Below are 14,050 nucleotides of genomic sequence, written 5' to 3'. Positions count from 1 at the left end.
TATATGAGTGACTACAAGGGTGGGAATTCGAGTGAAAATCTAAGTAGCTATTTGTGCAGGCTCTTATTAATTATTAGTGGCAATTAGAAGTTGTAAGGTCAGCGAAGCGGCCTGCTAAAAATCCACTGACTTGCACCTGTAGTATGCATGAGCACGCACCTTCTGTTATCGCCTCGAATAGCACTATCCCAAATTCAATGGCGATAGCGAAGCTGAGCCAGCCATCATTGACGCATTCCCCCTAGGAAGCGCGAGTCATGCGCCTTCCTTAAGCTCTCCTCTGCCACTACCCTCAGTTCTTAAAAAAGTGACTTTACGGCGGGTAGCAGCGGAGCGGGCGGAATTGTTCTGAAGAAGCGGAGCGTTCGCCTTTATCCCCGGATTTTAACCTATAATCTTTATTCCAATAAGAAAATACGGGGATAACAGCGATCGGAAGAACAATCCGCACGCGAAGCGGCCGTCCCCCACCATAACCCACTCCCTTTTCAGAACAATCTCTCCTCCCCTAACCGCTTCGCAATATGATTGGCGGTAAACAGTAAGATGAAGCTGACCACCGTTTTGAACATCCCAGCAGCAATGGAAAGCGAGAAATTACCCATCTGGATACCATATTTCAGCACGAAAATATCCAGATTCTCCGAGTAATCCACGTTCATACCGTTGCCCAGTAAGTATTGCGGCTCAAAGCCGGATTCCAGCAAATTGCCAATGTTCATAATGAGCAGGATGATAAATACAGGCTTCAATCCGGGCAATGTCACATGCCAAATCCGCTGAAAACGCCCTGCTCCATCCATCTCGGCCGCTTCATACTGCGAGGGATCAATCATTGTCATTGCGGCCAAATAAATGATGGTGTTCCAGCCGACATTTTTCCATACCTCCGATGCACCAAGAATGCCCCAAAAATAGCTTCCCTCGCCCAGCCACAGAATAGGCTCCTTAATCAACCCCAGCCACATCAGCACCTCATTGATGATGCCGCCATCTGCAGACAGCGCCGTACTAATGATGCTGGCCGCGACCACCCACGAAATAAAATGCGGCAGATAGCTGATCGTCTGTACCACCCGCTTAAATACGAGCTGGCGAAGCTCATTCAGCAAAATCGCTAATGTTATAGCGGTGACAAAGCCCAGCACCAGATTAATAAAGCTCATCGCCAGCGTATTGCGCATGACCCGGAGAAAGTGTTCATCCTGAAATAGAAAATGGAAATGTTTTAATCCGACCCATTGCTGATCGAGCAACTTGCGGGCAGGCTTAAAATCCTGAAAGGCAATCGTCCAGCCCCAGATGGGCAAATACTTGAAGATGAACAGCCAGATTAAAAAAGGGACGGACATCCATACCAGTGCCCGTTGCTGATTCAGCTTGTGCATAAATCCCCTAAAGCCGGTTCGCCGCGAGGGCGGCAAATGATCCGAGGAGATCGTGACAGCTGGTGGTGACGAGTGGCCCATAGCTGCTTCCTCCTTTATTTTTTACCGGGATTTTCGATTTTTTTGGCAACCTCCTTCGTGATCAGCTCCTCATACGCCTTTACATCCAGCTTGTTGAATTCAGTAGTGTATTCACTCCAAATCGCATCAAACTGCTCCGGTGCAGACAGCACCAAACGCGGGAAATATTTGCGCTGCAGGTCCCCCTTCTTTTGCTGGAAGAGCTGCGCAGTTGAGCCTTGAGCAATCGGGATACTCCAGGCCGGATACCATGGGCGCTCATCAGGTGCGGAAAACATTTGCGAGAAAGACTCTACACCATAGACTTTTAGTAGCTTTTTATCTCCCTCGGTGTAGGACATACGCGCAACCTCTGGCTGCCGTCCGGCACCAACGGAGTTGCCGTCAGGCAGGGTAGAACCGCTACCGTATCGCGGCCAACTGTATTCAAAATATTTGAACCCGAATGATTCGCGGAACGCGTCCTGACCAGTCTGCTTAATTTGCTCCTCAGTCCGGTAAAAGCGCCCTTTTTTATCTACATCATAGGTTTCTCCCTTGATTCCCCAGTTGGATAACACCTGGTTTTCGTCAGTCAGCAGGTTGTCAAAAAATTTGATGATACGTACCGGGTCCTTGGCACTGACCGTAATTCCTATGCCTCGGTTATTAACGAATGACGACGGATCAATGTACTGATCCTTTATATTCTGGTCATATACAACAGGCAGCCCTATATACTCCATATCATCATTGCCCGATTGCTTGGAAGCCTCCTGCAGGTTATTTAGGGCCTGCCCCGCCTGCCAGCGGTAGTCGAAAAAGCCCAGCACCTTACCCGAGGTCAGCTTCGCTAAATATTGATCGTAATTGTCCACAAAGGACGATTTATCAAATAGGCCCTCTACATTGAGCTGATTTAGCTCTTTGAGATACCGCTTTGTGATTTCCATATCTCCATAATCCGTGGCCCGGTGTGTTTTCATATCAATAATCGTGCCGCCATCATTCGGATAGCCTGCCAGATGCATCGGCGCGTTCGTCAGAGCATAAAACCTATCCTGCGTGGTTAACGCCAGGTACCCAGTCAAGCCCTCATCTGCATGCTTTTTCGCATAGTTACGAATCAGGGCTAAATACTCATCAAGTGTTTTGATTTTTGGATATCCCGCTTCTTTTAATACCCTGCGTTGCACCCAAAAGGCTCCTTGCTCTAAGTTAGGCGCAGGTAAATAATCGCCTACCACCGCACTGAGCGGCAGAAAGTAAATATTCCCATCCTCCGCCTTCATCAAGTTGTAGTACGGTCCATATACACGCTTAATATTCGGTCCATATTTGTCGATCAAATCATTCAGGGGAATAAAAGCCCCGGCATCCAGTAGCTTATCGATCGTGCCATCGGGTACTATCACATCCGGGTAATCGTTACTGGCAATAAATGTACCGATCTTCGTATTGGAATCCCCCACCAAATGCTCCAGCTTCCAGTTTACCCCCGTCTGATCCTCCAGGATTTTGCCGATCCGCGTTTCATTGGTATTAATGTCCCTCCCCGCAGTGGCATTAAAATACGTGAATGTGACCTTCTCCTTGCTATCTCCTGACGCCGGCTCCTTGCCCGAGCTCCCTGAGCAAGCAGCAATCATAGACGCCATCATAACCATTACCAGACTGATGATTCCGAACCTTTTGCTTGTCATGCCAGACCCTCCCCTTTCGTCCTCTTTTGTCGATTGTGTGTGAATATCGTGTGCACGTACCTCAAGCACTGAGAATCCCGCACACCCTAAATTGTAAGCACTTTCATTTTATAAAATGCTGTTCATTTCGTTCACCTGTCAATCTAAAGGTGTTACTTAGAAAACTATAGGTAAAGGTCCTTCAAAGCAAAATAGGCACTGCTGTCTACCCTTACTCCCGATCCGCAGGAATCCTAATTCGAATCTCCGTACCCTCGCCGGGTGCACTGCGAATGGCAAGCTCAAAACGGCTCCCATAGTAAAGCTTAAGACGATATATGACATTTTGTAGACCTATACGCTCACCCATTTCTTCCTGCCTGTGCATGTAGCCATATAAGCGTTGTACCTGCTCCGTAGACATGCCAACCCCATCATCCCGAACCGTTAGAATCAGTTGTCCTTCCTCCTGCTCAAAATGGATCTCAATGCGCCCCCCATGCTTTAGTGGCTCAATGCCGTGGATACTTGCATTTTCAACCAGTGTCAGCGCGACCATTTTGGGAAGCAGATTATCCAAGTCTTCAGAGCGCGCCTGCACTTCGTACTGTATTCGCTCACCAAAGCGATATTGCTGGATTTCCAGAAAACAACGGATCAGCTCCAGCTCCTCCCGCAAAGTAACCCGATCCTTGTTCCACACCAGCGAATTGCGGAAAATCCGTGCCATGTTATGAATAATGCGCGCTGTCTCATCCTCATGCTTCATCAAGCTCCGCATGCGAATTGTCTCCAGCGCATTGAACAGGAAATGTGGGTTGATCTGGCTGTGAAGTGCATTCAACTGGGCATGTCTGCGCTGAATTTCCAGATTTTTTCGCTGAATATCTGCCATATAAACATCGTTAATCAGTCGCTTTATTTTCAGCGTCATCCGGTTAAACTCACCTGTTAATTGCCCGATTTCATCTCGCGACTCTGTGCCGCGAATCAGCTCAAAATGCTGATTTTTCACCTTTTTCATGTGCTTTAAAATACGATGAATTCTCACGTTCAGCGAACGTGTAATCCAGATAATAATTAATGTAGGCAGCAACATATTTACACAGGTTAACAAGAGCACAAAATTGCGGGATTCCTGCATTTCATACAGCATTTCATCTCTGGATACCGCTGCCACAATGCTCCAGTCGTTCAGATTGCTCGTAAGCACATAATCCGTCCTGAACTCCATGGTGTCCTCGGGCAGCTTAAGGGTGTTATAGGCCACACTTTTATGGTTTATATCCACTTTGGGATCCGTTGTATATTCGATTTCCCCCCGTTCGTTCAGCAGAAAGAGACTTCCCTGCAAATTCAGGTTATTGAAAATCTCACGAATGGACGACATTCGCAGTTCTATTTTCAGTATTTTTTCACGACCATTTTCGGAATAAAAATAGTTCATTCGCCGAATCAGGCTGAAAGGGTACTGCTGTTCGCCTGTACTGTCATCGGTACGTACAAATATAGGCTTGGACTGGCGTCCAGGCGGGATTTTGGTATACCAGGGCAAGCTTCTGACCCTCTCATCTATAAAGCTGACTCCCCCGGAATTCAGCAGCGTTGAATTATCGGTGTAGATCGTAATTCCACCTACGGAGTGGTATACAGGGCTATAAGTACTGTTCAAGATACGACGTAAATAAGAGTCATAGGCGGCAATATAGTCAGCGGGGTGGGGATAAGTTTGTTCCAACACCCTATTGAGCTGATGATCGGTATAAAAGTTAGACGAGATTTCCATCGCATCTTCAAATTCACGGTAAAATTCAATTTTAATCTGTTCCAGTGCGCGCGAAATATCCTGGATACGCTGTTCTTTCACATTTTGTGAGGTAACATGGTAAAAAATCAGATTGGTCAGCACTACAGGCGTGAAAACACAGAGAAAATAAAGCAGCAGCATTTTATCCCGCAATCGCACATGATCAAGAGTCGTTCTCAGCCTCTTCATTCGCCGGTCCTCTCCAGGTCGTCGCCAATACTCAGGCTGTTGCGGTATTCACTAGGCGTGGCGTGCGCCATCTTTTCAAACTGGGTAACAAAATAGTCTGAACTGCCGAAGCCCACGCGCTCAGCAATTTCATAAATCCGCAAATCCGTCTGCCGCAACAAGCGTTTCGCCTCCTGAACGCGCAATTTCAGCAGAAATTCGTTAAAGTACACACCATACGTTTTTCTGAACAATTGACCGAGGTATACCGGGTTCATGTAAAAGCGAGCCGCAATACTTTTCAGGCTTATATTCTCGGCAGCATGCTGCTCAATGTAAGCACGGATGTGCTGAATGCCTCCTTGCTGACAATCCTTGCGCAGAACCCCAATATACCTTCCACTTTCCTCTGCAAAAGCTGTAAACAATCGCTGTAGTTCACCCAGAGAAAGGTTCATGTCCTGCCAGTTCATCATCGGTTCTAGTGACTGAAGTGAACGCTCATCTCCCTGCATGTTTTTAATGACCCGAACGATACTAAGTACGCACTGATGCAGGCTCATTTTCATAGCCTCAGGAGCATAACATTCCTCCCGAAAGCTGCTAAATAAATAATCCACGGTCATACGCAGCTCATCCAACCGCAGTTCCTCAACTTGTTCCGTCAAGCGATCCAATACGTCCTGATGGATGGTCTTATAGTGGAGTGGTGGCATTCCCTCCTGTAGATATACAACAATACCGCTATGGTCATGAATGTATTTATGGAGCACCGCTTCCTTCGCACAGGCATAGGACTGCTGGATATCTTGCAACCGATTCACAGGCTTTCCCGCATAAACGAAAACCCGACTTCCCAGCTGATCTTTTAGTGACTTCATCCCCTCTATCTCCTGTTGTAGCGCTTTCATAAAAACTTTGACCTTGTCTTCAAAACACCCCAAAAAGAAGTCCGGTACGATAAGACCAATCCGGTTACGATGCTCATGAACATAGAGAGGGTACTTGCCATCCATTAAACGATGAAGCGCTTGCTCTATAAGCTCCCTGAATTGGAAAAGCGATAGCATGATATTATTGTCACCAGAGCGCCAGGGATGTTGATCATTCAGCTCGACGAGTACATAGTACATAGAAGTGGCTTCCCCAAGCCGTAGCTGCTGCTCCCACCGTGTCACCACTACATCATCCACTGGATTCATCATCACAGTCTCTAACAACCCACCTGTATGATGATTCTGATATCGTTGCGCATTCTGTTGTTCACGATGCAGTCTCTCACTCAGCTTGCGCAGTGTAGCCGAAAAGTCACCCTCATCAATCGGCTTAAGCATAAAATCATGAACCCCATAGCGGATTGCCTGCTGCGCATAAGCGAAATCACTATAGCCGCTTAAGATAATAAACGCGGGATGTCCTGTAGTCTGTTCGAGCACAGACCGAATCAGCTCTAATCCGTCCAGCACAGGCATACGAATATCGGTAATGACCAGGTCCGGGTGAATACGGCTGATTAGCTCCAGCGCATCCTCACCGTTATCAGCTTCTCCCACGATTTCAAAACCACAGGCTTGCCAATCCATGAGTTGAAGCAACCCTTTACGAGTAAAGGTTTCATCATCCACCACAATGGCTCGATGCAGCTTCATAACACGCTTCCTCCTTTTGATGTATGCTGTTTTATTATTTTAGTTAACTATTCCAATGATCTCAGTCACTATGGTAATCTAAAAACATCAGGAATTGGAAATTTTATTTACACTTATTAGACTCCAATCCCCCCTTGAGAAGCACCTATCCCAGACCTCCACAGACGGCAAAGTAGCCCCTAAAGCACCAACCGTTCGTGCCGAGGCTACTGTATTCCTGTGCATAATCCATATCCAAAGCTAAATCCTCAAGAATAAATTTAGTCTGACAAGCAGCAAATATACAAAAAGGAGACGAATCCCTGAATGGGGGTTCGTCTCCTTTATTGCTATTGTGTAAAAACTTTATTATTCTCTTATTCGTGAATTCAGGCTATCGCTCAGCGATGATACTGACCGCTTGCAGATGGTCGGCGTACTTTACAAACTGCTTTCGCATACCCATAACCCTTGTCCGGGCAGCATGGTTACGCATAAGGTTAAAGGCAATTTTTCCAAATCTCAACCAGCCCTCGTCCTGAATGATACGTGGCAGATGCAATAAGTGCATGGGAACCGTATAGATTTTAACGACCTTAAAGCCTTCCTCCTTCAGCAGCTGTTCCCACTCTGACACCGTCAACGGTGTCGCATTAACTCGCATGGCTACAGCCAAATCCTTGTAAATTTGTTTTCTGAGCGCAGGCTCAATATGGTTAGAAGCAAGGCACATCTCATGAATAGCATACTTCCCGCCTACTTTCAAAAGCCGCCTGGCTTCCGAAATAATCTGCGCTTTCTTGGCTCTTGTGTGCATCGTCAGCATGGCTTCCCCATATACCACCGTCGCAGAGGCATCCGGCAACGGAACCTGTTCAGCATCGGCAATAATGACTTCCCGGTTTGCTCCGCTTGCATACGTTTTTACAATAGAAGCCGCCTTCTCATTCTGTTCAATCGCAATATAACGACGGGGATTAAGCCGCAGTGTGATTTGGGCAGTTATACCCAATCCAGGGGCAAATTCAATAACCTCATCCTGCCCGGTTACATCAAGTCCCTCTATCATCCAACGTGTCGTTTTTAACCCTCCGGGCCTAAGCACGCGCTTACCGAGACTTGCTAATATCCAGTGCCCTGGCACCTGTTTGTAATCTACTGTCTGCATTGGCCATTAACACCTCTTTTTAAAATTTGATAATGATATTCATTATCAATATGAGTGTAAAAAAAATAACCATTTTCTTTTTTTTATATGAGCATGTTGCTGCTATGTCCTCTTTTATATGTTCTGCGCATAGCTTTCACTTGGCGTTTGGGTCAACACTACATGCAGACTGGAATTCGCCTCTGCACCGCCACGATAGGAAAAGTGCTCATCGCCCGTAACATGGATGATATCCCCTTGGACAACTTCCGTTGCTTCGCCGTTCACAGTTACAGTGCCGCTGCCTTCAAGAACAAGCAAATATACATTCGCTCCTGGGTGATTATGTGTTGGCAGCTCGGCATTAGGAGTAAAGTTGAGAATAAAAATTACATTGTCGGCTTCCTTATGCACTATTCGTTTTGTAAACGCAGCTTCTTTATATTCCTGAAATTGAATGAGGTTTGATTTTTTCATATTGGTTCACGCTCCTGTTTGGAATTAAATTGCTTAAGATGGATTTATACCTTTATTGTATTGGATTATTTCGCTCGCCTTGTGATTGCAATCACAAAACTAAATTTAAGTGAGGATTTTGCAAAAATCCAATAAGCGACTTTCAATGAACAATATATAGATCGAAATGGTCTAGTTCGTCTATATATTGCACTTTGGAGCGACTGGAATCGAATTTTGCAAAATCCTAAAGTCAAAAATACTTTTGTAATATTTAAAAATTTGATTTCAATCATCTTTTTCATCGACACATCCAACTAGAATCGAATTGTGTTAGACAAACAAAAACAAGCAGGAGGTTGTTCCTATGAAACCAGGATTCCAACTGGCAAAGGATATTTATTGGGTAGGAAAAATTGATAATCGTGAGGTTCCCTTTCATCGTCTTCTACTATCAAAGGGTACAACCTATAATGCATATCTACTGAAAACTGGAAAACCAACCATTGTAGATACTGTAGATATGGCGTTCGGTAGGGAATTTGCCGAAGCTGTAACTGAATTAATCGATCCATTGGATATTCAATATATCATCGTCAATCACACGGAACCAGATCACTCGGGCGGACTGGCGGCACTTGCTTCCAAGGCAACAAACGCTACGATCGTCTGCACTGAGATTGCCGTTCCGGAAATTCAACAAATGTACAAGCTTCAGCATCGCAACTTCCTCGTAATCAAGGATGGGGATCAACTGGACATTGGAGGCAAAACGCTGCTGTTCAAAGAAACACCTTACCTGCATACGGAAGAAACCATGATTACGTATTGCATAGAAGATAAAATCTTGTTCCCTTGCGATATTTTCAGTACACACGTGGCTGTAGAGCATCTATTTGCCGATGAGGCTGGTTTTGATATCACCGAGGACTTTATCGGATACTATCAGGCTATTATTCATCCACATCGCAGATATGTGCGCACATTAATCGAAGCTGTTGCCGATCTGGATATTGAGATGATTGCACCTTCCCACGGCTTCGCGATCCGGCATGATATTGCCAAGTTTATTGATTTGTACGCCTCTATGAGTACCGAAACCAAGGAGGATAAAAAAGTAGCGATTGTCTATGCCACCCTGAAAAATAATACTAAAAAAATGGCAAACATCCTGAAGGACTGCTTTTTGGAGAACCAAATCAAGGTGGAGCTATGGGACGTGGATAAAGCCGATGAAACGGAAATATTGAATAGTATTGCCTCGGCTGATGCTGTTTTCGTCGGTAGCTCTACCAAATATGCTGATATGACAGGCAAATTGGAAGACCTATTGCAACAAATGCAAAAGATGAATCTGGAAGGCAAGTTGGCTGCTGCCTTTGGTTCCTACGGCTGGAGCGGGGAAGCCATTGAAGTTGTACAGGATTACTTGAACGGTACCAATATGAAGGTCCAAAGTACTTCAGAGGTAATCAAATCAACGGGTATGACCCATGTGGAGTTCCCGGTACGTATTCGTTTCTCTCCTACAGAAGTTGAAAAAGTGAAAAAAATTAAAAATGCCGCTGAATTTGTCTCAGATCTACTGCTTAGTGTTATTTAAAACACAGTAGCATATAGCGAATAGGAGAGATACTGAATGGGTAACCAACATTACGTTATTATCGGAGGCAGTGTCGCCGCCGTCAACGCGGCAAAAGCGATTAGAGATCATGATGAGCTGGCCGAAATTTCTATTTACGGAGAGGAAGCATCCTTTCCGTACAACAGAGTCAAACTTTCCAAGGGACTATTCACTGATTTGCACAGTGACAAAATCCTGATCAAAAAGGAAAAATGGTTTGCCAATCAACGAATTCATGTGTATTCCGGCATCAAGATAACCGAGATACATCCTGAGGACTGTACTATCCAAACAATAGATGGACAAACCGTTGCTTATGACAAGTTGCTGCTGTGTACAGGAGCTCACAACCGTAAGCTTGCGCTAGATGGAGCTTCTCTAAGGAACGTTCACAATATCCGTTTTCGACAAGATGCGGATAGCCTTAAAGCGGAATTGCGACAGGGAGACCGGATATGTATCATCGGCGGCGGTATTCAAGGCGTGGAAACCGCCTGGTCCTTCCAGCAAGCAGGGTATTCTGTAACCATACTGGAAGCTGCGCATCGGCTTATGCCCCGCCAGCTAGATGAAAAGGCCTCCACTATTTTGACCGATCGAATGACCGAACGGGGTACTCAGGTATGCCTTGGGCAAGGCGTAAAGCGTATTAAAGGCACAGATCATGTAGAAGGTGTGGAACTACAGGACGGCTCTGTTATCCCCTGCGAGCATGTTGTCTACTCTATCGGAATTGTACCCAATACAGAACTCGCCCGCCCAATCGGCCTTGATATTGGACACGGCATTCTGGTGAATGCACAGATGGAAACCAGCTCCGCCAATATCTATGCGGCAGGTGATGTAGCCGAGTTTCAGAGTAAGGTAGATGGATTATGGGAAAGCGCAATGGAGCAGGGAAAAATAGCAGGTGCTAATATGGCGGGTGCATCCGTCAACTATCAGCGTCCCATCCCTGTAACCCTTTCGAACTGCTACGAATCCCCTCTCTTTTCCATCGGTCTAGTAGATGAACAAGTCTGCGACACCAGCCTGATTACTAAAGATCAAGCTTCTTATACACGTATGTTCATACAAAACGACTCTATCTGCGGCGTGATTGGCTTTGGGGATGCCCTTGCTTCACTACCCTACAAAACAGCTATCATGCAGGGACTCAAACCGGACGCACCAGAGCTTACAAAAATTTTGAATGACAAGGAGAACTAAAGATGAAAAAATATGTATGTCAACCCTGTGGATACATTTATGATCCTGCTATCGGCGACCCCGATGAAGACGTGATGCCCGGTACAGCATTTGAGGATCTCCCGGAGGACTGGGTTTGTCCAGTCTGCGGTGAGGATCAAAGCCATTTTGCCCCAATAGATGATACAGAATAACAAGTATACGCTATACTTTTTAGTTTCCGGTTTATGAATGGAGTGAATGAATGTGAATGAGATGTCCTGCCCCTGCCAGTGCGAAAAGGAGCCCTGTGCCCGCAAAGTGCCTATCTTTTCCTCTTTGTCCTGCGAAGATTTGTGTAAGGTCAGCTCTATGATCCGACACCGGAAATATCAGAAAGGCGAGGCTTTGATTATCGAGGAACAAGCATCCGATACGCTGTACATTATTAAAAGCGGGCATGTCAAGCTGCTGAAGATGACGCCTCAGGGCAAGGAGCAAATTCTGCACATTCTGACAACTGGCGATTTTTTTGGCGAGTTGAACATATTTAACAGCGATGAGCTGAGTAACTTTAGTGCGTATGCCTTAAAAGATACTGATATTTGTATGCTCACCAAGGATGATATGGAGCAGTTGATTCACAACAATCCCGATATCTCTTTGAAGCTGCTCAAAACCATAACCAAACGCTTGGCCCATACCGAAAAGCTGGCTCAAAGCCTGGCTACCAAAGACCCGGAAATCCGTATCGCCTATATGATTCTTGAGCTTGGGCATAAATACGGCAAACCGGACGGCTCTTACATTAAAATAAATCTCCCCCTTTCACGCGAAGAAATGGCTAATTATGTGGGTGTCACACGCGAAACCATCAGCCGTAAATTCGGAAAATTTGAACAGCTGGGGATTATTCATACTAAGGGTACACGAGAGATTACCATCTGCGATGTACAAAAACTGAACGAATATATGGATTGAGGCACATAGATACAATGTTACTCTAACATGAGGACAACAAAAAAAACCGCTTCTTTAACTTATGGATTGCAGTTGATCTATCAACCACTTCCATTTCGTTAACGGGCGGTTTTTACCGTATTTTATACTCCACTAACGATCAATTGTCGTGTTCACACCTTGGGAAGACGCTCCCCATGCAGGCCGCGCTGAAGGAAGTTCTGGCGAAACTCTGTCTGTGGAAGGAACAGTCTCAATCGTGGTCGATTTGGAGCAATCCCACACTACTTTGACCAAATACCCAAACAACAACACATTCAACAATGATGTCACACACAAAATAATACCGTATTGATCCCGAGAATTGGAGCTATAGAAGATATCAAAGGTGTTCAGGAAAATCGTAAGACTGAATCCACCCGCAAGCCACAAAAATCTGCGGTCTCGCAAATATAGGTACGCCAGTACAGCTAACGCCGCCGCAGGGAACAAGTACCGTTCATGCATGCTGGAAGCGAAGGTAAATACACCTGCAATGAGTACCAGTGCAGCTGCTGCTGCAAATTGTGGTTTGCGACTGCGGATATACATCCACCATGTAAATAGAGTCACCAACACAATGCAGATCATACCCCACGTATGGTAACTGAACAGGAACAACGTTGTAGTGTCCTGCGTATAATTGCCACCAATCAGTGCAAAGAAATTATACGCGTTCACCGAAGCATATGGATACTCGCCAACCGTTCCCTTGTATAGATCAAGCAGCCATAACGGCTCTTGTCCCCACGAAAATGGCAATATGACCAGAATGGTTGTCACAACAGCACCGCCAATAGCCATTAGCCAAGGTTGTATTTTGCGTTGTCTCAGCAGCTCGAAAAATAAAACTGGCCCATAAATAATTCCCTGTGGCTTCATTAATACGGCTACCGTAAACAATACGGCGGACCAGCCGACCCGGTTTTCCACAAGCAGCACAATCATGCCCACAATCAGCATAGTAAAGAAAGAATCTACCTGACCCCAGAAGGTCGAATTGATAAATACAGCTGGGTTAAACACGTAGAATATAGCCAATCCAAGACTTATTCCATAGCCGACCCGTTTGCTTGCCAACCGGTACAGCATGTACGCTGTCACGATATCGGCTAATATATTGGGAAGCCGCAGCAGCACGGACATATAGGGACTGAAAGCATCCGTAGAGCCGATTTGACCGATCACATATAAAATATAAATATAGAACGGCGGATAATCACTTGATCCGTTCGTGTAAAAGCCCGATAAGCTATCCGCTGCTGTCGTAGCCCAGTTCCGGAATAGCATTAAATCCATGTGACCCGAAATCCATGGAGCGATCGCCATTCTTAAAAAAAAACCCACCCCCAGCACAGTCCACAGCATGAGTCCTCGATTACGTTCACCGAGCTTCCATTCACGAGCCCGAAAACGGTACGCAATAAACACGAATGCACCGAAGAACAAAGTGGCGAAAATCGCCAGCGGAGTCGCATAAGCAGATGAAGAATTCCCACTTCTTCCACCACCCATACCACCGCCAGGACCGCCCATGCCAGATCCGTTACCAGACATGCCACCGGGGCCTCTATGCTGTCCGTCTCTGGCAACACCACTGCCGCCCGATACAGACGTATCATTCCCGGTCGTTGTACCTTGGTCGCCCGATGTCGATGTCCCCTCAGTGGAGGAGTTGGTAGGTTGCCTCGATCCCCCCATACCTCCACCAGGTCCGCCTCCTCCCCCGAACCCGCCGGATGGGCCCTGCCTAACGGCCGCAGACTGGGACGCGGAGCTACCTGAATAACTCCATAACGAAACGACACTAACGACAGCACACAATATGAGACTAAATAGAAGTATATATTTCAGACCGTTCGCTTTCCAAACGTTCAAATCCGATGCACCTCTCTCTGTTTCTATTTTCCCCATATTGTATCTG

At 46.0% G+C, this 14,050-nt stretch carries 11 protein-coding genes; 4 read left to right on the top strand and 7 right to left on the bottom strand.

All coding sequences use genetic code 11. The features are described 5' to 3' along the window. Positions 1 to 488 precede the first annotated feature (488 nt). From AC5ELV_RS10080 to AC5ELV_RS10055, 6 genes are all read right to left on the bottom strand, one after another. Positions 489 to 1,469, bottom strand: coding sequence for an ABC transporter permease (locus AC5ELV_RS10080; protein ID WP_493430070.1), 981 nt, complete (start codon positions 1,467 to 1,469; stop codon positions 489 to 491). A gap of 14 nt (positions 1,470 to 1,483) precedes the next feature. Then, a complete protein-coding gene (locus AC5ELV_RS10075; protein WP_493430069.1) occupies positions 1,484 to 3,151 on the bottom strand; it encodes an ABC transporter substrate-binding protein in 1,668 nt (555 codons plus the stop codon). Positions 3,152 to 3,362: 211 nt separating this feature from the next. Continuing rightward, positions 3,363 to 5,126, bottom strand: coding sequence for a sensor histidine kinase (locus AC5ELV_RS10070; protein WP_493430068.1), 1,764 nt, complete (start codon positions 5,124 to 5,126; stop codon positions 3,363 to 3,365). Further along, positions 5,123 to 6,754, bottom strand: a complete 1,632-nt coding sequence (locus tag AC5ELV_RS10065) for a response regulator (protein ID WP_493430067.1) — start codon at positions 6,752 to 6,754, stop codon at positions 5,123 to 5,125. Before AC5ELV_RS10065 ends, AC5ELV_RS10070 begins: the two co-directional genes overlap by 4 nt. A 373-nt stretch (positions 6,755 to 7,127) precedes the next feature. Further along, the gene (locus AC5ELV_RS10060) at positions 7,128 to 7,901 is read right to left on the bottom strand and encodes a class I SAM-dependent methyltransferase (protein WP_220026365.1); all 774 of its coding nucleotides are present in this window, start codon (positions 7,899 to 7,901) and stop codon (positions 7,128 to 7,130) included. A 114-nt stretch (positions 7,902 to 8,015) separates the two neighbouring features. Next, complete coding sequence (locus tag AC5ELV_RS10055) at positions 8,016 to 8,357, bottom strand: cupin domain-containing protein (protein WP_025721355.1); 342 nt, start codon at positions 8,355 to 8,357, stop codon at positions 8,016 to 8,018. Positions 8,358 to 8,703: 346 nt separating this feature from the next. Between AC5ELV_RS10055 and AC5ELV_RS10050 the strand changes: the two genes are divergently transcribed. The 4 genes from AC5ELV_RS10050 to AC5ELV_RS10035 all read left to right on the top strand — a co-directional run bounded on the left by AC5ELV_RS10050 (position 8,704) and on the right by AC5ELV_RS10035 (position 12,108). Further along, positions 8,704 to 9,939: an FprA family A-type flavoprotein gene (locus tag AC5ELV_RS10050; RefSeq protein WP_493430066.1), complete on the top strand. Its 1,236-nt coding sequence runs from the start codon at positions 8,704 to 8,706 to the stop codon at positions 9,937 to 9,939. Between the two features lie 36 nt (positions 9,940 to 9,975). Then, a complete protein-coding gene (locus tag AC5ELV_RS10045) occupies positions 9,976 to 11,169 on the top strand; it encodes an NAD(P)/FAD-dependent oxidoreductase (protein WP_493430065.1) in 1,194 nt (397 codons plus the stop codon). 2 nt (positions 11,170 to 11,171) lie between these two features. Next, positions 11,172 to 11,342 carry a rubredoxin gene (gene rd, locus AC5ELV_RS10040; RefSeq protein ID WP_007432984.1) on the top strand — a complete coding sequence of 57 codons (171 nt, stop codon included), beginning with the start codon at positions 11,172 to 11,174 and terminating at the stop codon, positions 11,340 to 11,342. A 61-nt stretch (positions 11,343 to 11,403) separates the two neighbouring features. Next, the gene (locus tag AC5ELV_RS10035) at positions 11,404 to 12,108 is read left to right on the top strand and encodes a Crp/Fnr family transcriptional regulator (RefSeq protein WP_342429158.1); all 705 of its coding nucleotides are present in this window, start codon (positions 11,404 to 11,406) and stop codon (positions 12,106 to 12,108) included. Positions 12,109 to 12,240: 132 nt separating this feature from the next. On the opposite strand, the gene AC5ELV_RS10030 is transcribed toward AC5ELV_RS10035, so the two are convergent. Continuing rightward, positions 12,241 to 14,004, bottom strand: a complete 1,764-nt coding sequence (locus tag AC5ELV_RS10030) for a glycosyltransferase 87 family protein (protein ID WP_493430064.1) — start codon at positions 14,002 to 14,004, stop codon at positions 12,241 to 12,243. Between the last annotated feature and the right edge of the window lie 46 nt (positions 14,005 to 14,050).

The organism is Paenibacillus sp. NMA1017, from assembly GCF_058895805.1.
Note: the sequence above shows the minus strand (reverse complement) of the source record. Positions and strands in the feature narration are given on the sequence as shown.

What these genes read in the sequence shown, in the direction of transcription:
- AC5ELV_RS10080 (WP_493430070.1), bottom strand. Translation starts at nt 1,469, where the DNA reads ATGGGCCACTCGTCACCACCAGCTGTCACGATCTCCTCGGATCATTTG.
- AC5ELV_RS10075 (WP_493430069.1), bottom strand. Translation starts at nt 3,151, where the DNA reads ATGACAAGCAAAAGGTTCGGAATCATCAGTCTGGTAATGGTTATGATG.
- AC5ELV_RS10070 (WP_493430068.1), bottom strand. Translation starts at nt 5,126, where the DNA reads ATGAAGAGGCTGAGAACGACTCTTGATCATGTGCGATTGCGGGATAAA.
- AC5ELV_RS10065 (WP_493430067.1), bottom strand. Translation starts at nt 6,754, where the DNA reads ATGAAGCTGCATCGAGCCATTGTGGTGGATGATGAAACCTTTACTCGT.
- AC5ELV_RS10060 (WP_220026365.1), bottom strand. Translation starts at nt 7,901, where the DNA reads ATGCAGACAGTAGATTACAAACAGGTGCCAGGGCACTGGATATTAGCA.
- AC5ELV_RS10055 (WP_025721355.1), bottom strand. Translation starts at nt 8,357, where the DNA reads ATGAAAAAATCAAACCTCATTCAATTTCAGGAATATAAAGAAGCTGCG.
- AC5ELV_RS10050 (WP_493430066.1), top strand. Translation starts at nt 8,704, where the DNA reads ATGAAACCAGGATTCCAACTGGCAAAGGATATTTATTGGGTAGGAAAA.
- AC5ELV_RS10045 (WP_493430065.1), top strand. Translation starts at nt 9,976, where the DNA reads ATGGGTAACCAACATTACGTTATTATCGGAGGCAGTGTCGCCGCCGTC.
- rd (WP_007432984.1), top strand. Translation starts at nt 11,172, where the DNA reads ATGAAAAAATATGTATGTCAACCCTGTGGATACATTTATGATCCTGCT.
- AC5ELV_RS10035 (WP_342429158.1), top strand. Translation starts at nt 11,404, where the DNA reads ATGTCCTGCCCCTGCCAGTGCGAAAAGGAGCCCTGTGCCCGCAAAGTG.